The organism is Paractinoplanes polyasparticus (assembly GCF_019710575.1).
Classification (GTDB): domain Bacteria; phylum Actinomycetota; class Actinomycetes; order Mycobacteriales; family Micromonosporaceae; genus Actinoplanes; species Actinoplanes polyasparticus.
Genome location: NZ_JAHWFK010000062.1, coordinates 1 through 15,412, shown reverse-complemented (window position 1 = coordinate 15,412; position 15,412 = coordinate 1). Strand labels below are relative to the sequence as shown.

The 15,412-nt window shown below is 67.2% G+C and carries 18 protein-coding genes and 3 pseudogenes; 12 read left to right on the top strand and 9 right to left on the bottom strand.

Going from position 1 to position 15,412, the window contains the following annotated elements; all coding sequences use genetic code 11:
- Nucleotides 1-24 precede the first annotated feature (24 nt).
- Nucleotides 25-267 (bottom strand): hypothetical protein, encoded by a 243-nt coding sequence (locus tag KXC43_RS45170; RefSeq protein WP_221382462.1) that lies wholly within the window; start codon nucleotides 265-267, stop codon nucleotides 25-27.
- Between the two features lie 234 nt (nucleotides 268-501).
- Nucleotides 502-617, bottom strand: a pseudogene (locus KXC43_RS53060) (excalibur calcium-binding domain-containing protein).
- Nucleotides 618-1,258: 641 nt separating this feature from the next.
- On the opposite strand from KXC43_RS53060, the gene KXC43_RS45160 reads away from it, so the two are divergent.
- Nucleotides 1,259-1,462: a helix-turn-helix transcriptional regulator gene (locus tag KXC43_RS45160; protein WP_221382461.1), complete on the top strand. Its 204-nt coding sequence runs from the start codon at nucleotides 1,259-1,261 to the stop codon at nucleotides 1,460-1,462.
- Between the two features lie 348 nt (nucleotides 1,463-1,810).
- On the opposite strand, the gene KXC43_RS45155 is transcribed toward KXC43_RS45160, so the two are convergent.
- On the bottom strand, nucleotides 1,811-2,080 hold the full coding sequence (locus KXC43_RS45155) for a hypothetical protein (RefSeq protein WP_221382460.1): 270 nt from the start codon (nucleotides 2,078-2,080) through the stop codon (nucleotides 1,811-1,813).
- Between the two features lie 285 nt (nucleotides 2,081-2,365).
- Here KXC43_RS45155 and KXC43_RS45150 point away from each other — a divergent pair, with 285 nt between their 5' ends.
- The 6 genes from KXC43_RS45150 to KXC43_RS45130 all read left to right on the top strand — a co-directional run bounded on the left by KXC43_RS45150 (nucleotide 2,366) and on the right by KXC43_RS45130 (nucleotide 4,424).
- Nucleotides 2,366-2,806, top strand: coding sequence for a response regulator (locus KXC43_RS45150; RefSeq protein ID WP_438870956.1), 441 nt, complete (start codon nucleotides 2,366-2,368; stop codon nucleotides 2,804-2,806).
- A gap of 76 nt (nucleotides 2,807-2,882) precedes the next feature.
- A complete protein-coding gene (locus KXC43_RS45145) occupies nucleotides 2,883-3,023 on the top strand; it encodes a hypothetical protein (protein WP_221382458.1) in 141 nt (46 codons plus the stop codon).
- A 239-nt stretch (nucleotides 3,024-3,262) separates the two neighbouring features.
- The gene (locus KXC43_RS45140) at nucleotides 3,263-3,400 is read left to right on the top strand and encodes a hypothetical protein (protein ID WP_221382457.1); all 138 of its coding nucleotides are present in this window, start codon (nucleotides 3,263-3,265) and stop codon (nucleotides 3,398-3,400) included.
- 223 nt (nucleotides 3,401-3,623) lie between these two features.
- Nucleotides 3,624-3,827 carry a helix-turn-helix domain-containing protein gene (locus tag KXC43_RS52050; RefSeq protein ID WP_308129552.1) on the top strand — a complete coding sequence of 68 codons (204 nt, stop codon included), beginning with the start codon at nucleotides 3,624-3,626 and terminating at the stop codon, nucleotides 3,825-3,827.
- A complete protein-coding gene (locus KXC43_RS52045; protein WP_438870955.1) occupies nucleotides 3,787-4,113 on the top strand; it encodes a helix-turn-helix domain-containing protein in 327 nt (108 codons plus the stop codon). The genes KXC43_RS52050 and KXC43_RS52045 overlap by 41 nt, the downstream gene beginning before the upstream one ends.
- Nucleotides 4,083-4,424, top strand: coding sequence for a hypothetical protein (locus KXC43_RS45130; protein WP_255645932.1), 342 nt, complete (start codon nucleotides 4,083-4,085; stop codon nucleotides 4,422-4,424). The genes KXC43_RS52045 and KXC43_RS45130 overlap by 31 nt, the downstream gene beginning before the upstream one ends.
- Nucleotides 4,425-4,867: 443 nt before the next feature.
- Here KXC43_RS45130 and KXC43_RS45125 read toward each other — a convergent pair whose 3' ends face one another.
- The 4 genes and pseudogenes from KXC43_RS45125 to KXC43_RS45110 form a co-directional block, all read right to left on the bottom strand.
- Nucleotides 4,868-5,281: a response regulator gene (locus KXC43_RS45125; RefSeq protein WP_221382456.1), complete on the bottom strand. Its 414-nt coding sequence runs from the start codon at nucleotides 5,279-5,281 to the stop codon at nucleotides 4,868-4,870.
- 150 nt (nucleotides 5,282-5,431) lie between these two features.
- Complete coding sequence (locus KXC43_RS45120) at nucleotides 5,432-5,569, bottom strand: response regulator transcription factor (RefSeq protein WP_221382455.1); 138 nt, start codon at nucleotides 5,567-5,569, stop codon at nucleotides 5,432-5,434.
- Nucleotides 5,569-5,772: pseudogene (locus KXC43_RS45115) on the bottom strand (response regulator); the annotation flags it as partial. The gene KXC43_RS45120 and the pseudogene KXC43_RS45115, both read right to left, overlap by 1 nt.
- 325 nt (nucleotides 5,773-6,097) lie before the next feature.
- Complete coding sequence (locus KXC43_RS45110; RefSeq protein ID WP_092383736.1) at nucleotides 6,098-6,469, bottom strand: iron chaperone; 372 nt, start codon at nucleotides 6,467-6,469, stop codon at nucleotides 6,098-6,100.
- 735 nt (nucleotides 6,470-7,204) lie between these two features.
- Between KXC43_RS45110 and KXC43_RS45105 the strand changes: the two genes are divergently transcribed.
- Nucleotides 7,205-10,336, top strand: coding sequence for a diguanylate cyclase domain-containing protein (locus KXC43_RS45105; RefSeq protein ID WP_255645931.1), 3,132 nt, complete (start codon nucleotides 7,205-7,207; stop codon nucleotides 10,334-10,336).
- Between the two features lie 349 nt (nucleotides 10,337-10,685).
- Here KXC43_RS45105 and KXC43_RS45100 read toward each other — a convergent pair whose 3' ends face one another.
- Nucleotides 10,686-10,958, bottom strand: coding sequence for a helix-turn-helix transcriptional regulator (locus tag KXC43_RS45100; protein ID WP_221382452.1), 273 nt, complete (start codon nucleotides 10,956-10,958; stop codon nucleotides 10,686-10,688).
- Nucleotides 10,959-11,277: 319 nt separating this feature from the next.
- Here KXC43_RS45100 and KXC43_RS45095 point away from each other — a divergent pair.
- The 4 genes and pseudogenes from KXC43_RS45095 to KXC43_RS45085 all read left to right on the top strand — a co-directional run.
- A pseudogene (locus KXC43_RS45095) lies at nucleotides 11,278-12,291 on the top strand (TerC family protein); the annotation flags it as partial.
- A 1,070-nt stretch (nucleotides 12,292-13,361) separates the two neighbouring features.
- Nucleotides 13,362-13,646 (top strand): recombinase family protein, encoded by a 285-nt coding sequence (locus KXC43_RS52040; protein WP_308129550.1) that lies wholly within the window; start codon nucleotides 13,362-13,364, stop codon nucleotides 13,644-13,646.
- A 37-nt stretch (nucleotides 13,647-13,683) separates the two neighbouring features.
- Nucleotides 13,684-13,950 carry a helix-turn-helix domain-containing protein gene (locus KXC43_RS52035; protein ID WP_255645930.1) on the top strand — a complete coding sequence of 89 codons (267 nt, stop codon included), beginning with the start codon at nucleotides 13,684-13,686 and terminating at the stop codon, nucleotides 13,948-13,950.
- The gene (locus KXC43_RS45085; RefSeq protein WP_221382451.1) at nucleotides 13,947-14,273 is read left to right on the top strand and encodes an STAS domain-containing protein; all 327 of its coding nucleotides are present in this window, start codon (nucleotides 13,947-13,949) and stop codon (nucleotides 14,271-14,273) included. The genes KXC43_RS52035 and KXC43_RS45085 overlap by 4 nt, the downstream gene beginning before the upstream one ends.
- Before the next feature lie 297 nt (nucleotides 14,274-14,570).
- On the opposite strand, the gene KXC43_RS45080 is transcribed toward KXC43_RS45085, so the two are convergent.
- A complete protein-coding gene (locus KXC43_RS45080) occupies nucleotides 14,571-15,212 on the bottom strand; it encodes a DUF4360 domain-containing protein (protein WP_221382450.1) in 642 nt (213 codons plus the stop codon).
- Nucleotides 15,213-15,412 lie beyond the last annotated feature (200 nt).

Genomic DNA, 15,412 nt, shown 5'->3' with positions numbered 1-15,412 from the left:
GTGACGGTCGCCCGACCAAGCCGGTCATCGAGCAGGTCGCTTCGGCATCAGCGCCCAGTTGTCTTCGCCAGCCGGCGCTGTGGACCGCATCCGCTGGATCATTGCGCGGGCGTCGTCTTCGTCGTCGAAGTAATGGGTGACTTCTCGTCCGTCGGAGCCGCCGATGCGGCCGACAACCTGCCAGCCGGTCTCGGTGTGGATCAGGTAGATATCGCGCCGAGCACCGTGGTAGCGCCTGTTGAAGTGGTGCTCGACCCGCTCCGCCATACCGCAAGCTAGAACGCATGTTCGACAGATGCAACTCGGGTATCGAGGCGGCGGAGGGCAGTAACCGGACAAAGAGCGGCGAAGAACAAGACTGTAGTTCGCCCTGCCACCTTGCCGCTGACCTGCGCATCTTGCACCGTTGACGGGGACGGGTAGCCCGGCGGTCGGTAGCCATGAGTCACTGAAGGTCATTACTCACCCAGCCTGCCGGGCACCCGATCCGACAGCATTTTCCTACTCGCAGCCGACCCCGTCGCCGTCACGGTCGAGTGCCGCCCGTAGCCGGGATCCCCGCGGTAGATCGGGTCAGCGCCCGCCTTCCGTACGGCTGCGCAGTTCTTGTAGTACACCGACGTCGGTGCCTTGGTCGTCGGGCGCGGTTTTGGTTTCGTGGTGGTCGGCCGCGGCTTGGGCTTCTTTGTCGCCGGCTTCACCGTCGGCTGGCTGTGGTCGGCGCCGGTGTTGGCCTGGAGCTCGGGGTCGCGCGGGGTGTCGCCGGCGGCTCGGCAGTGGTCGCAACAGCGTCCGGGACCGGTTCGGTCGTCGGCTGGGTGGCTTCTGCGGTCGGCAGGGCAGCGAAGGCACGCGGTGCTGCGGTGGTGGCTGTCGGCTCGGGACCGCCGGGGACGACCTGACCGACGAACACGCCCCCCGACGAGGTACAGGCCGACGGAACCCTGTGGATAGAGTTGTGGATAACGGTGCCCGATGGCCCCGTGTGCGTGCCACCCACCAGCTACGGGCGTCGCGTGCTGTGCTTCAGCGGCCACGTCCACCTCTCGCCCGCACGCTCATCGGCTAGATCCGCGCACTCAGCTCCCACCGACGCCCGGGCCAAGGTACGGACCCGCTCTGCAGTCGCAGGCTCACGGCACCGGACCGTGAATTCTGTAGTAGCGCCCCCTGCGTGCAACACCTGAGCCTCAGTGCCGGGTCGGACAACAGCACCAATGTGCACCAGTCAGCTTGTCGTAAGACTATAGTCGCCCGTATGGCACAACTGCGCCTCATGGGAGCTCACGAGATCCGGGTCCGCCTCGGCGGTATCTCACGCCAGCGCACCTATCAGATCACGCAACGCGCTGACTTCCCCAAGCCGTTGGCTGATCTGCGGGCCGGCAAGGTGTGGCGGGCTGAGGACGTCGAAGCATGGATCAAGCAACGACGGCCGCACCAAGACGACCTGGATCACTGACGGCTCACCCGCTCCGGCTGCAGCCACTTCGGATACACATGGCCGGCCGACCGCCGCGCTTTGTCCGCGCAGTTGTGTGCGTCTAAGAAGGCATCTGATCCTCTAAGGGGATAGTTCACGTTTACGCACGTCATCGGCCGCGGTCAGCATGGCCGCGCCCGCAGCGATACCGTGTCCGGCTGCATCACCTGCCGCTCGAGTGGGTGCCCATCGGGGCGAAGAAAGTTCCTGTGCGCCCAGCAGGCCCGCGCGCTGCTCAACACCGTCCAACCGTGCGACGTCGTCGGCAAGACACCCGCCGCTTCTGCAGCCGAGCCTCACGCTCTGTTAGCGAACTGTGCGTGCCTGTCAGCTGTCATGCTCGCCTACAAAGGCGAGCCCGTCGGCGGCCCGCGTCAGGGCGGTCCGCACACCGGCCAACAGGTCGACAGCGTCCGCGATCTCGGACTGTGCGCGAGGATCAGCACCCGGATGCGCCGCAGCGAACTCCTGCAACCCGGTGATCGCGTACGAGGCCTGCACGGCCTCAGTTAGCAACCGCACGACCACATCCCGCATGGCGCCCGCGTCGTCGCCCGCGCTGTCACCGATCGGGCCCGGTTCACCGGGCAGGCCCATCACCAATCCCCGCCTCCACGTTTACCAGCCCGACACCGTGGCCAGGCCTGTGCCGCACACCCCCGGGCTGCCGGGCGTAACGACACGCCGCGCACCGCCGGTCCTCAACTCCCATCGGCACGGTGATCCACGCCGTAAGTCGCAGAGAAGATGTCGGCGCGCGGACACCGGAGTGGTGCCCGTCTGTGACCTGCGTCTACCGCGAAGATCATGCCAGCTCCCCTATATTTGCTGTCAGGCAAACGCCGGGGCGGTGTGGCTGAAGCCACCCATGCGAAGGAGGAGATGATCATGGGTGTCACTAGAGCGCTGAACGTGCTCGTCGTCGACGACGATGACGCCGACACCATGATGATCGAGGAGGCATTGCTCAGTTCGGCTGTTCCACCGGTCATCAACCGCGTCGTGGACGGCGGCGAAGCCTTGGACTACCTGCGCCGCCAGGGCGCCTACCCGAGCGCCGAACGCCCCGATCTGATTCTGCTCGATCTCAACATGCCGCGCATGGGCGGACAAGAAGTCCTCAACGAGATCAAGCATGACGACGGCCTGAAGAGCATCCCCGTTGTCGTGCTCACCACGTCCGACGCCATGCTGGACATCACCACCAGCTACGCCCACCACGCCAACGCGTACGTGACCAAGCCCATGGACCTGGACACCTTCGAAGCCGCAGTGCAGCAGATCAGCCGCTTCTTCAGCGACGTCGCCGTCCTACCCAGCTGACCTCAGCGCTACGCCGTTGTGCCGACCACCGACGACGACCGCACCGGTGCACCGGTGCCGCGACCACGATGTCACCGTGAGCGCCTTCGTCGGGGCGCAGCCGGGCGATCGTGGCCACCGCCTGCTGGACCTACGTTGCGCCGGTGTCCTCCGACCGTTCACCCGTGAAGAGACCGCGGTCGTCTGGATCACGCTGCTGGTGGCAGACACCACCTGAGTACTGCGCCGGTACCGCGACGCGCCGAGCACCGACAGAGGTGGCGTTACGGGCCCGACGCGAAGCATCGGGATTGGCCGGGCCCGGCGAGGAACAGAAATTGATGCCGCTCGAGTCCCCTGCGCGCGGCCGGCCGCTGGGACCATGCGGCGACTACGACCGCAGCGCCAGCCTATATTGACGCGTTTTTGACGCCACTCGGCTGGGCCGATGAGCGCGATAACGGCATGCTGAGCGTCATGGATGCAACGTGGGCGCAACTTCTGGTGGGACTGCTCGCGGTAGTATCCCTGTTCGTCGGCGCGACCCTCGGCGGGATTGTGCTGGCCTACACGCCCCTGCACCAGCATTCCGATGCCGCCGTCGAGCGCCGCTGAAACCGCTGAGTGTCATCGCGATCCCCCTCGCATCGACGTTGCCCCGTTCCGACTCACACGGTGGTTAGGCGGTCGGATCTGGGCCCTTGGGTTGGGGGTCTGGGCAGATCCACTGTGACGCTTGCGGGTGATCGTCATGGCGGGTTGGATCGGCTCTGCTGATCGCATGCGATACGGCGACGGTGGTGGTGTTGACCAGCCATAACGAGCGCGGCGAGAGCAGGTGCGGCAGCGGGCGGCGCAATTGTTCGCCGACGGTAGGTCGGCGACCGAGGTCGCCGGTTTACCGGAGGCTTCCACGAAATCGGCGTACCAGTGGCGGCGGGCGTGGGTTGCCGGTGGCGCCGAGGCGCTGACCTCGAAAGGCCCGTCGGGGCCACCCGAAGCTGTCGGACGAGCAGCTGGCTCGGCTGAAGGCCCGGCTTGATCAAGGTCCGGCTGCGGCCGGACACGATCAGGACCAGCGCTGGACCCTGGCCCGGGTGGTGGCGTTGATCGCGACGATGTTTCATCTGCGGGTCGGGATCATCACCACCGCGTGGCAGGCGATGCGCCGGCTCGGCTACACCCCGCAACTGCCGATCCACCGGGCGATCGAGCGCGACGAGGCCGCGATCGCCCGCTGGCGGCGATATCAGTGGCCGGCGGTAAAAGAGTCGCCGCACGGCCGGCCGCCTGGATCGTGTTCGCCGACGAGTGCGGCCAGACCCTGAAAGCGCACAATGCCACCCGTTGGGCGCCGCAAGGCCAGACGCCGGTGGTGAAGGTGACCGCGAAGGACACCGTGCGGGTGTCGGTGGCCGGGTTGTGCTGCTACCGGCCCGGTGAACGCAGCCGGCTGATCTACCGAACGCTGCTGTATCGCGGCCGTCAAGGCGAGCCGAACGGGTTCCGCAAGCCGGACCTGATCCGGCTGCTGGACGCCGCCGTCTTTAGTTGCAGGCACCGATCGTGCTGGTCTGGGACGGCCTGTCGGCGTATGAGACACCGCGCGATGCGGGCGGCGATCGCCGCCCGGTCCTGATCGCGAAAGGTGTCTAGCCGACCTGCCGAGCTGGCTGCTGCGTCACCGGGTGGGCCGCGGGCCCCGACGGCCGAGGCCTACGCCGAGTCGCATGCCTGGTGGAAGGTGACGCGCTTGACTTCGGGTCCCCTGACGTGGGAGGCAACGGGGTCGGGGCGGCGTGTTGGTGGCTGGGCGGATGGCGGCCGTGGCGGCGGTGCCGCCACCCGTCGCCCAGGGTACGGATGTGACGCGTGGGCAGGCGGCCTCTGATCGCGTCGAGCAGACCTGGCGGCGGACCTCGGCGAGCTGTGGTGGCTCGGGCCACGAAACGCACTCGGGCGCGCTAGGACACGTCGTGACGCCGATGGCGGCTCAGCCGCACCGCATCCGGTTCCGATCGTCAACAACGCGAGAAGTTTTCCGTTGGCCGCTATGGAGGTCGGGTGGCGTGGCTGGCTCTTTCAGCCGTTGTGGTGTGTGTTGAATTGGGGTAGCAGGCTGCGCATGAGGTTGGCCAGCACGTCAGCGCTGACGGGCTTTTCGAGGTAGGGGGCGTCCGGCGGAACCAGTCGGGTTGCCAGGGCGATGTGCCGGGGTATTCCGGTAGCGAACACGGTTTTGATGTGCGGGTAGGCGGCGGTGACCCGGCGCGCCAAGTTGCCGGTGAGGTCTCCGGGAAGCGACAGGTCCGCGATGAGCACGTTGATCGTGCTGCCGTGCTGTTCGCATATCGTCATGGCTGCTTGCGCGTCGCGTGCGGTCAAGACGCGGAAGCCCCGGGTGTCGAGCGTGTGGGTCATGACGGCTCGAACGTCCGGATCGTCATCGACCAGGAGCACGACGGGCTTGTACAACCTGCTCAGCGTCGACAACATCGGGTCCTTTCTTCCGGCACGCTCGACGCTATCGCGATGCGGCGAGGTCCGGGTGATATCGCGGTTTCGTTGTTGACCTTGAAACGCTTGGGGTATGTGGCGGTGAGGTGCGAGCCTTCACCGGCCTGGTTGCCGAGGGCGCCTGCGGCGTCATGAGTGCCTCCTGGCGGGCAGAGCGTGGACCCTGTCGATGAGCTGCTGCGGGCGGAACGGCTTGATCATGTAGTCGTCGGCCCCGGCGAGGTAGCCCAGTTCGGCGTCAGCGGCGGCGCCTCGCCCGGTGATCATCAGGACCGGGATGGGCGGGGTGAGTCCGCTCGCTGCAGGTGGACGCAGACGTTCAAGCCGTCCACGCTCGGCATGCAGACGTCCACGATGATCAAGTCAGGGTGTTGGGTCAGCGCCAGCCGTAGCGCCGCGCTGCCGTTGTCCACGGCGATGGTGGCGTAGCCGGCCGCTTTCAGCTTGACGGCCAGCAGGTCACGCACATCGTCGTCGTCTTCGGGCGATCAGGACCCGAGCTCCTGCCTGGCCTGTCCGGCCCGGAACTTTAGATGCGACGTCATCCGGGGTGTACGTCACGGGGTATCGCTGTCGACGGCAGAGCCATCTGCTACTCCCGATCTAGCGCGAAAGTAATGCTGGTCAAGAATCGAGCTGATCCTGACGGTCTGACGTGGCCCCACACGGACGGCCTCAAGTGGCCCCACCACGGGGGCCACGGGTCCGCTAGGTCATTACGCTGCGTTAGTGCGGGTCCAAGCCCGCAGCGCGCGTTATCTGCGGCCAGATGCGTGCGCCTCCCACACGACACGGTCACATCCACAGCACGCCATCGTCCTCGTGCTCGCGTACGCGAAACGCGATCATCCGGCGCAACAAATCGCCCGGCACAGGTTGGCCGTATGGGAGTTTGACCGTGCCCTTACCGGTGGCAAAGCCGGCGAGCTGGGCATCGAACCCCTCGCGAGTGCTGGGCGTGAACGCGACGCTGGCGTGTCTAGCGTGACCACTGACCATAAAGAGGATCGTTCCGGAGGGGTGCACCCACGCCGGATAACCCCACTTGATCGCCTCGCTCGCCTCCGGAACCGCCTCGTGGGCCAGTGCCCGCAGCTGCTCAAGCAGCTCGCGGCCCGGTCCGGTGAAGCCGTCGATGTACTCGTCGACCGTTTGAGGTCTGGCCATGGCGCCAGTGTGGCACGCCCTGCTCGGCTCAGCGCCCGCAGTGAGCGAGGCGTGCCGGGTTCACATGCTGTTTCAGCTCACCGGTTGACGGTCTCGACGGACATCCGGATCTCGGCATGAGGGCGCGTCGTAGCGACGGTGTGCTGGAGTTCCGACCGCAACGGTGTGTCACCGAAACGCTGAGTGGGTCCGACCTTGTAGGTGGGGCCACTTGAGGCCGTCCGTGTGGGGCCACGTCTGGCCGTCAGAACAATCGAGCCGAGTCCGGCCGTCAGTGGTGCCGACCTCCGCGCCCCGGGCCGTCACGCCCTTACTTGTCGCCGCGGTACTTAGGCCATCGGCGCCGTGCGAATGTCCGCCAGCAGAACGGCGAGTGCAGTAGGGGAGCAGCCCGGCCGCCCTTACCGATACCGCGCGTTCAGGTACGGGGCAGGGCGTTGCCGGGTCAACCAGGGCGGTCACTGCCGATGCACACTCAGTGTTTGTTGGCGCCATCTGCGTGTGCGCTAAGTGATTCGGGCCGTCATGTGCGGAAGGCGCAAATCATCCGGCGCTCACGAAGTCGCCAGTGGTGCCGATCGGTGAGGCAGGGCCTCGACACCTCAACACGCTGCCTTGCGTGATTTGTCGCGGCCAGCCGCTGGGTTCGTGCGGCGGGACAGATGCGCAACTGCAGGCACGGTTCGCCGGCGAGCACTCAACTCGCGGGCCGGTGGCTGATACAGGGGGTTGAGCTTGCACTCGTCAGTGGTACGCACCCTGTGCTTTTCGGTCGTCTACCTGGTGGCGACCTACGCCGGGCGGCTGACCGTGATGGACGCGACCAACTTGAGCCTGGTCTGGCCCGCGGCCGGCGTGTCGGCGGTATGGTTCCTCGCCCAGTTTCGTTCCCGGTGGCGTGCCCTGGATGTGCTCGCGTTGTCGGTCGTCACGGTGGTGGTGAACACCGCCACCGGAGCGTCGGTGCATCTGGCTGCGTGGTTCGTGGTCGCGAACGTGGCCCAGGCCGGGCTGTGCGCCTTTCTGGTACACCGGTGGTTGCCGCACCTGTGGGCGGCCGGCGGCGACGCCCGGCTGACCCGCACCCACGAGTTGTGGCGCCTGATGATGGCGGCGCTGCTGGGCGCCGGTGCTGGGGCGCTTGTCGGTCCGACCGGTGTGTGGGTGGTGAACGGCGCCTATTCCTGGCCGGCGACCGCGGTGTGGATGACCCGTAACACGGTGAGCATCCTGCTGATCGGCGCGGTCTGGCTGACCTGGGGCTACCTGTGGCGTAGCAGGCCCACCACGAAGCTGGCCGCGTGGATCCGGACTCATTGGTTGCAGACGTCGCTGGGCCGCCGTGTCGAGTACACCGCGGTCACGGCACTGTCCGCCGCCGCCTACACCGCCGTCTTCGGTATCGACCACGGTTTGCCGCTGGCTTTCACGGTTCTGGTCATGACGGTCTGGGCGGCCTCGCGCCTGAATACCGGTTTCGTGGTCCTGCACGACCTGATCTTCGGATCGGTCGCGGTGCTGTTCACCCTGAACGGCACCGGCGTGTTCGCGCACATCGACTCCCATCCGGCCCGCGCCCTGGTCGCTCAGGCGTTCGTCGGCGTAATCGCCGTGGTCGGCCTGTCGCTGGCTTTGGGCCGTGACGAACGCGCCGCCCTGATCCGGCAGCTGCGCACCGAGCAGGAGTCGACGGCCCGGCAGGCCAACCTGATGTCCGCGATCGTCGACTCCATGACCGAGGGCCTGAACGTCGTCGACGAGCAGGGCCGCCTCCTGCTGCGCAACCCAGCCGTGCGCAAACTCGTCGGCGGCGTCGTCAGCCCCGCCGGGCAGATGACTGGACCGGACTACTACGGCCTGTTCCACCCGGACGGCACTCCGCTGGCGCCCGAGGACATGCCCTACCGGCGTGCCCTGGCCGGCACGGACGTCCGCGGCATGGACATCCTGGTCCGCAACCCGGGCGTGCCCGAGGGCCGGCTGCTCAGTGTCAGCTCGTCGTTGCTGCCCGATGGGCTCAACGGCACCCGCTGCGCCGTCACCGTCTTCCACGACGTCACTGCCGAGCGCCGGCATCGCGACGAACTGGCCACCTTCGCCGGGGTCGTGGCCCACGACCTGCTGAACCCGCTGGCCACCGTGCAAGGCTGGACCGAGTCGCTGACCAACGCCCTCGACGACCCGGGCCCGCTCGACAAGCAGGAGACCCGCGACGGGCTGACCCGCATCGGACGTGCCACCCGCCGCATGCGCAGCATGATCGACGACCTGCTCGAGTACACCACTGCTCGCGACGCCGCCCTCGCCCCCACCCACGTCGAGCTCGGCGAGGTTGTCAGCGACATCGCCATTGCCCGCATCGACCAGGCACAAAGCAACGACACTCCGGTGCCTGCCTTCGAGATCGGCGACCTGCACACTGTCTACGCCGACCCGGTCCTGACCCGCCAGCTGCTGGAAAACCTCATCAGCAACGCCATCAAATACACCGCCGCAGGCGTCACCCCAGCCATCCGCATCGGCACCGATGTCACTGACCGCCTCGTCACCGTGACGATCGACGACAACGGCATCGGCATCCCCGAAGGCCAGCACGACAGCATCTTCGACAACTTCCACCGCGCCCACCGCACCGCCGGCTACAGCGGCACCGGCCTGGGCCTGGGTATCTGCAAACGCATCGTCGAACGCCACGGCGGCACCATCACCGCCACGGCCGGCCCCGACGGTCAAGGGTCGCGCTTGAGGTTCACGCTGCCCGCCGACGCCACCACCCCATCGCCGGCACAGGACACCAGCTCCAGCGTGAGTCACCCGCCGACCGAGTCGGCCCCGCCGGCTGCAGAAACAGCGGTTGCCACCACCACCGAACCTGACCGGCGCAGTCTGCCTACCGCGGCAGGCTTCGAACACGCCGCCCAGCTGGTGCTCGACTACCTGCACGAACAGATGCCGCTAGCCTTCTGGGCCGTTACCCGGGTCGAGAACGGCCGCCAGATGTACCTGTACCTGGATGCCGACAACGGCTACGGCCTGCGTCAAGGCGGCAGCCACCCCTGGCAGGACAGCTACTGCATCCACATGGCCGCCGGTAAAGCCCCCACCGTCGCCCGCGACGCCCAAGCCGTCCCCGCCTACGCCAACGCCGCAGTCAATGATGCCGTCGACATCGGCACCTACGCCGGTGCCGTCATCACCGAACCCGACGGTTCGCTGTTCGGTGCCATCTGCGGCCTGGACCCGAACACCCACACCAACGATCCGCGCATGGCCGGCGCCGAATCACTGCTCACCATGCTGGGCCAGCTGCTCACCGCAGCTCTGGCCGCCGACCGCATCCAGGACCGCTCCACCAACGCACTGCTCCGCGAACAGCTCAGCGCCGACACCGACGCCCTCACCGGCCTGCCCAACCGGCGCGCCTGGCAACGCATCACCGAACAAACCCAAGCCCGCTTCGAACGCCTCGCCGACCCCACCGTCGTGGCCATCCTCGACCTCGACCGCCTCAAAACCATCAACGACACCCACGGACACGCCGCCGGCGACAGCTACATCCGGGCAGCCGCCACCGCCGCCCGCCGCGCTATCCGCGACGCTGACTTCATCGCCCGGCTCGGCGGCGACGAATTCGGCATCGTCCTGACCCAATGCACCCAAGCCGACGCCGAAATCGTCATCACCCGGCTTAACCACGAACTCGAAGCCTCCGGCGTCGCCGCGTCCATCGGATGGGTCTCCGTCAACGCTGCCGACGGTTTCGCCGCCGCCATCGACCAAGCCGACGCCGCAATGTACGCGGTCAAGCAACAACGACGAACTCGCCGAGACACCGACCGGTCACCGTCGCCGCAGGCTTCCGTGTAAATGGTCTCGCCGAACGTCGCGAAGAAGCCGCCATGACATGTTGGCACCACGGCGGTGAATTGACCCGTCAGGGCTGGCCGTGGTGCTGGCCTGGGCCGCAGTACCGGTGGCGGTGCTCGTTGTGGCTGTGGCGGTCTGCGGTCCGCTCATCGCGTTGACCCATCAACGCTGTCCGGGCTGGTGGGGCGTTCACCGTGGGTGCCGATCTGTACACCAACCCCAAGTACACCGTGGCCGGGCGAGCCGACCGGGTCGACATCACCGCCACCACCACAGCCGGCCGGGTGGTGCTGCAGGTCGCGGACCGCGCATCGGTATCCCGCCTGCAGCACCAGGCGATCTTCGACAGTCAGGTGTGCGGCGGGCCGGTGAACAGGTCGAGCAGATCACCGATGCAGTGGTCGGCCTCGGCGGGATGCCGGAACCGGCCGGCCGGGTTGACGGTGTACTGGTTGCGGCGCCCGACCCGTTCCCGGCTCAGGTAGCCGGCGGCCTCCAGGTCGGCAACGATCGCCTGCGCGGCGCGTTCGGTGATACCGACGCTGTCGGCGACGTCGCGCAGCCGGGCGGTCGGATCCCGGGCGATGGCCAGCAGCACGTGCGCGTGGTTGGTCAGAAACATCCACCCCCTGGCGGCCCGACCCGCCGAAGGCACGTGTTCTTCCGTGGTGTGGTGGAGCCGGGATCCTGCCATCCCCCTAATGTACGCAGCCAAAGACCGGAAACCGGCATCGCATTTCACGTGACGAAGCCTTGACGTACGAAACCTGGTTCGTGAATGATGGTACGTAGTTCGAGGGGGAGTACCCGAAACTTCACGCGCCGCCGTCAGTACGAACCCGGCCCACCCGGGTTCCGGCGGCGCAGCCACCCGATGCGGGTGGCCCGGGGAGACCTTCGTCCAATAACGCCGGTTCCGGCTTGGACGAGAGGTCATCCTGTTGTCTGTTTCCTGGTGGGTGTGGGTCGTGCTGATGCTGGCGGTCGCCGCCATGCTCGCGGTCGACCTGTTCCTGCACCGTGATAACCACGTCATCGGCTTCCGCGAGGCCGCCGTGTGGTCCGGCATCTGGATCGCCGCCGGGCTGCTGTTCGGCGTCATCCTGTGGGCGTGGCAGGGCGGTGACGTGGCCGGCACCTACTACGCCGGCTACCTGATCGAGAAAGCGCTGTCGATCGACAACGTGTTCGTCTTCGCGATGATCTTCACCTATTTCGGCGTCCCGGCCGCGTTCCGGCACAAGGTGCTGTTCTGGGGCGTCGTCGGTGCCCTGGTTTTCCGGCTGGTGTTCATCTTCGTCGGCGCCGAACTGCTCGAGACGTTCTTTTGGACCGCGTACCTGTTCGGCGCGTTCCTGATCTACACCGGCTACAAGATGGCCTTTCGACACGACGAGCAAACCCCGCCTGACCGCAACCCCGCCGTGCGGCTGGTCCGCAAGGTCATCCCGACCGATCCGGCCTACCACGGCGACAAGTTTTTTACCCGCGTCAACGGCAAGCGCGTCGCGACGCTGCTGTTCGTCGTGCTGATCGCGGTCGAGGCCACTGACCTGATCTTCGCCATCGACAGCGTCGCGGCGATCCTGGCCATCACGACCAGCACGTTCATCGTGTGGACCGCCAACGCGTTCGCCATCCTCGGGCTGCGCAGCCTGTACTTCTGCCTCGCCGGGCTGCTGCGCCGCTTCGTGCACCTGCACTACGGCCTGGCGGTCCTGCTCGCCTTCGCCGGCGTGAAGCTGATCTTGTCCGAGACCCCGGTCGGCAAACTGCCCATCCCCGTGACTCTGGGCGTGATCATCGTGACGATCGCTGTGTCGATCATCTGGAGTCTGCGCAGCACCCGCGGCGCCGCAACCGAGCTCACCGCCGACAGAGGCATCACCGCCGCCGCGGCGAACCCGGCCGGCACGACGGACTCCCACCCCTCACCCACCCCGCAGCAACCTGCCTTGGCCCAAGCTCCCGACATCCCTTGCTCACCTGAATCGACCGCACCGCGGAAAGGACCGCCACCGTCATGACCCAAACCCGCCCGTGGACCTCCTACGTCACCCTCGGCGAGACCCGGGAGATCGCGCTCAACGACTACCCGTGATCGCCACCGGGAAGCGCGCAACCACGACCGGCGCGCTGTGCTGGCGCGCACGATCAGGTGCGTGCCGAGCACGCCCCCATCCGGATCCATGCTCGCCGTGCTCACCGACCTGGCCTGGGCCGCCTACCCGCCGACCTAGCCCATCCTGCACACCGCGGGCGCGGCCCACCTGCGCCCACACCCTGTTTATCCCGGCCGGCACCGACCCGCTGCACACCCCTGCCCGTCACCGCCGTGCACGACCTCATCGGCCGATTCGGCACCGTCGCGGTCGTCACCCGCCCAGCCCTTCCACGACCCCACCACCACCTGCGGTCCACCGAAGCGCCGCCCGCAGGCACCCGCCCCGGCACGACACGCGGCACCCCACGCCGGCGTAACCGGTAGCAGGGCCCCACAGCATCCCGCCGCCCGACCTCGCTGCCGGACGGCATGAGCCCAACTGGTGAAACTGCAGCTTCCCGCGAAAGCGACGCTGAGCAGGTAGCCGGCCGTGCGGTTTGCGGCGCACGGCCGTCACTCGATGGAGCGGTATCCGGCCTGGCGTCTATCAACCCCAACCGAGGCACTGGTATGACGACGTGGGTGGACGACGATGCTGACGGTGCATTGATATGGCTGCAGCGCCACCGCGGTATGCCGCTGAGCGTGCTGCCGGCCAAACAATGGCGATGCCTGGCGGAGCAAGCCGGTGCCCGAGCTTTAGCCAGGCTCGCCGACGATCCCCCCAGCGAACCTCATCGTGATGGCGAGGCGGATCGGCGAGGATCGCCGGAGCCAGGATCGTGAGCTGGCGTCCAGACGAACCCTACGCGGACACACCCAGCCAGCTACGGCCCGCCGACGACCAGCAGGGCGACACATCTCACACAGGGTGTCCGGTGAATTGTCCGGTGGGCGGGGGTGATCCATTACGATCCCGGCGTGACAGCGATCCTGATCAGTTACGCCCGGTGCTCCACCGACAAGCAGGACATGGAAGCCAACCGGCAGATCTTGCACGAGCTCGGCGTACCGGTCGATCAGATCTACCTGGACCGGGCGTACTCCGGGACCAACCGGGCCAGACCCGGCCCGGACCATGCCCTGGCGGCGGTCCGCGCGGGCGACACCCTGGTGGTGCCGAAACTCGACCGCCTCGCCCGATCGGACGCCGAGGCCCGGGACATCGGCGACACCCTCACCGCCCGGCAGCTCACCTGCTGCTGAGCACGATGATCTACGACCCGGTCGATCCGATGGCAAGATGTTCTTCAACATCCTGACCACCTTCACCGAGTTCGAGGGCGACCTGCTGCCGATGCGCACTCGCAAAGGCATGTCGATCGCGAAGGCCAAAGGCCGGCTCAGGGGTCGGGCACCGAAGCTGTCCTCACCCCGGCAGGCGCACCTGCTCAAGCTGCACGCCATCGGCGAACACACGGTCGCCGAGCTGGCCGAGCTGGCCGAGGTGTCCCACCCGACCGTGTACCGGGTCCTAAAACGAGCCCAGAGCGAAAGCAGTGCCGCGTGAACCTGCTGCACATTACGACCGCGCCCGTAGCCGACGGCGTACTGGGAATATGTATCGCCGGCGAAGTTGACATGGCCACCGCAGGACAAGTCACCGACGCCGTCCACACGGCACTCGCCGCTGGTCCCCGTGAAGTGCATGTCGACATGGCCGCGGTGCCGTTTCTGGACTCCTCGGGCATCCGGATGCTCCTGCAGGCTCAGCGTGAGGCCAGCGAGCAGGGAATCGTGCTGCGTGTGGTCAATCCCCATCGGCGCGTCGTGGAAGTCCTCGACGTCACGGGCCTGCTGGACCTGTTACAAGACGGACCCGCGCCGACCTGAGTCAGCCCTTTCGGCTGGCTAGCTATTGCGGGGACGCACGCCGGCTGGCTGCATAACCGGGATGGCCCGACCCCGCCACACACTCATCCTGGGCCACCATCCCGCCTACCCGCCTACCCACCCGATACACCTGCACAGTGGAGCGGGTCAGCCGGCGGTTGCGGCGCCGCTCGTCGCTGGAAAGCCTCGGACGGCCTCAGAGATGTCACCGCCGCGCAGGGCGGACCTAGTTTCACCGTTCGACCAACGCCGAGGGGTCCGGGACGCGCGGCGTGCCGGACCCTGCCGGTGGTGGTGTCAGCACTTCTTCCAGGCGACGTGGTAGATGGTGTCGAGGTTGCCGTCGGTGGAGTCCATGGTCAGGAAGCTGGTGGTCTTCTTCTGGCGGTCGGACCTGCCGGCGTTGACGCGCAGTTCAGTGTTGACGTTGAGGTAGCGGTCCTCGCCGCAGGGCATGAAGGCCAGGGAGCTGATGCCGATGGTGTCGGTGCGCTGCCAGTTTCCGTCGGTCGGTCCGGTGAAGTTGTGCCGGCTGCGGCTGGTGTGTGGTTCGCCCTGGAAGTAGTAGTAGGAGGTCTGGGTGGCCGAGGCGCCGCGTTCGAGGTGGGCGAAGCCGCGGTAGTCGGTGCTGGCGATGGCGTAGGTGTAGCCCTGGGGGACGTGCACGTTGAGGCCGAGCTGGCAGTTCTTGCGGAAGTCGGTCGGTTTGGTGCCGGCGCCGGCTTGGGCGGTGAACTCGCTGTAGGAGACGGTGAATGCCTTGCTGTCCGGCGACACCGTCACCGCCGCGGTCCCCCAGGGGCAGCCGGAGCCGTTCGCCGAGACCACGTCGATGGCCATCTTGTCCCTGGAGGGCGGTGAGGGCGCCGCGTGGGCGGGGGCCGCGGTCGCGGCGATTGAGGCGAGCAGGGTGGCGCCGGTGGCGAGAGCTTTCAGCATGGTGTGTCCCCATGATCACCTTGTGGATCGTCCGGCTGGCAACCTGCGACGTACGTCTTAGGCCTGGCTGAACACGCCGACCAACACAGCCGGAGAGTCAAGCAGTTTCGTCCGAGGGGCGGAGTGAGTTGCCCCCGCTTTGATGGAGCGGTGGTTACCTGCCGCCGGTCGGGGCAGGGGTGAGGTTATCTGGCTCGCTC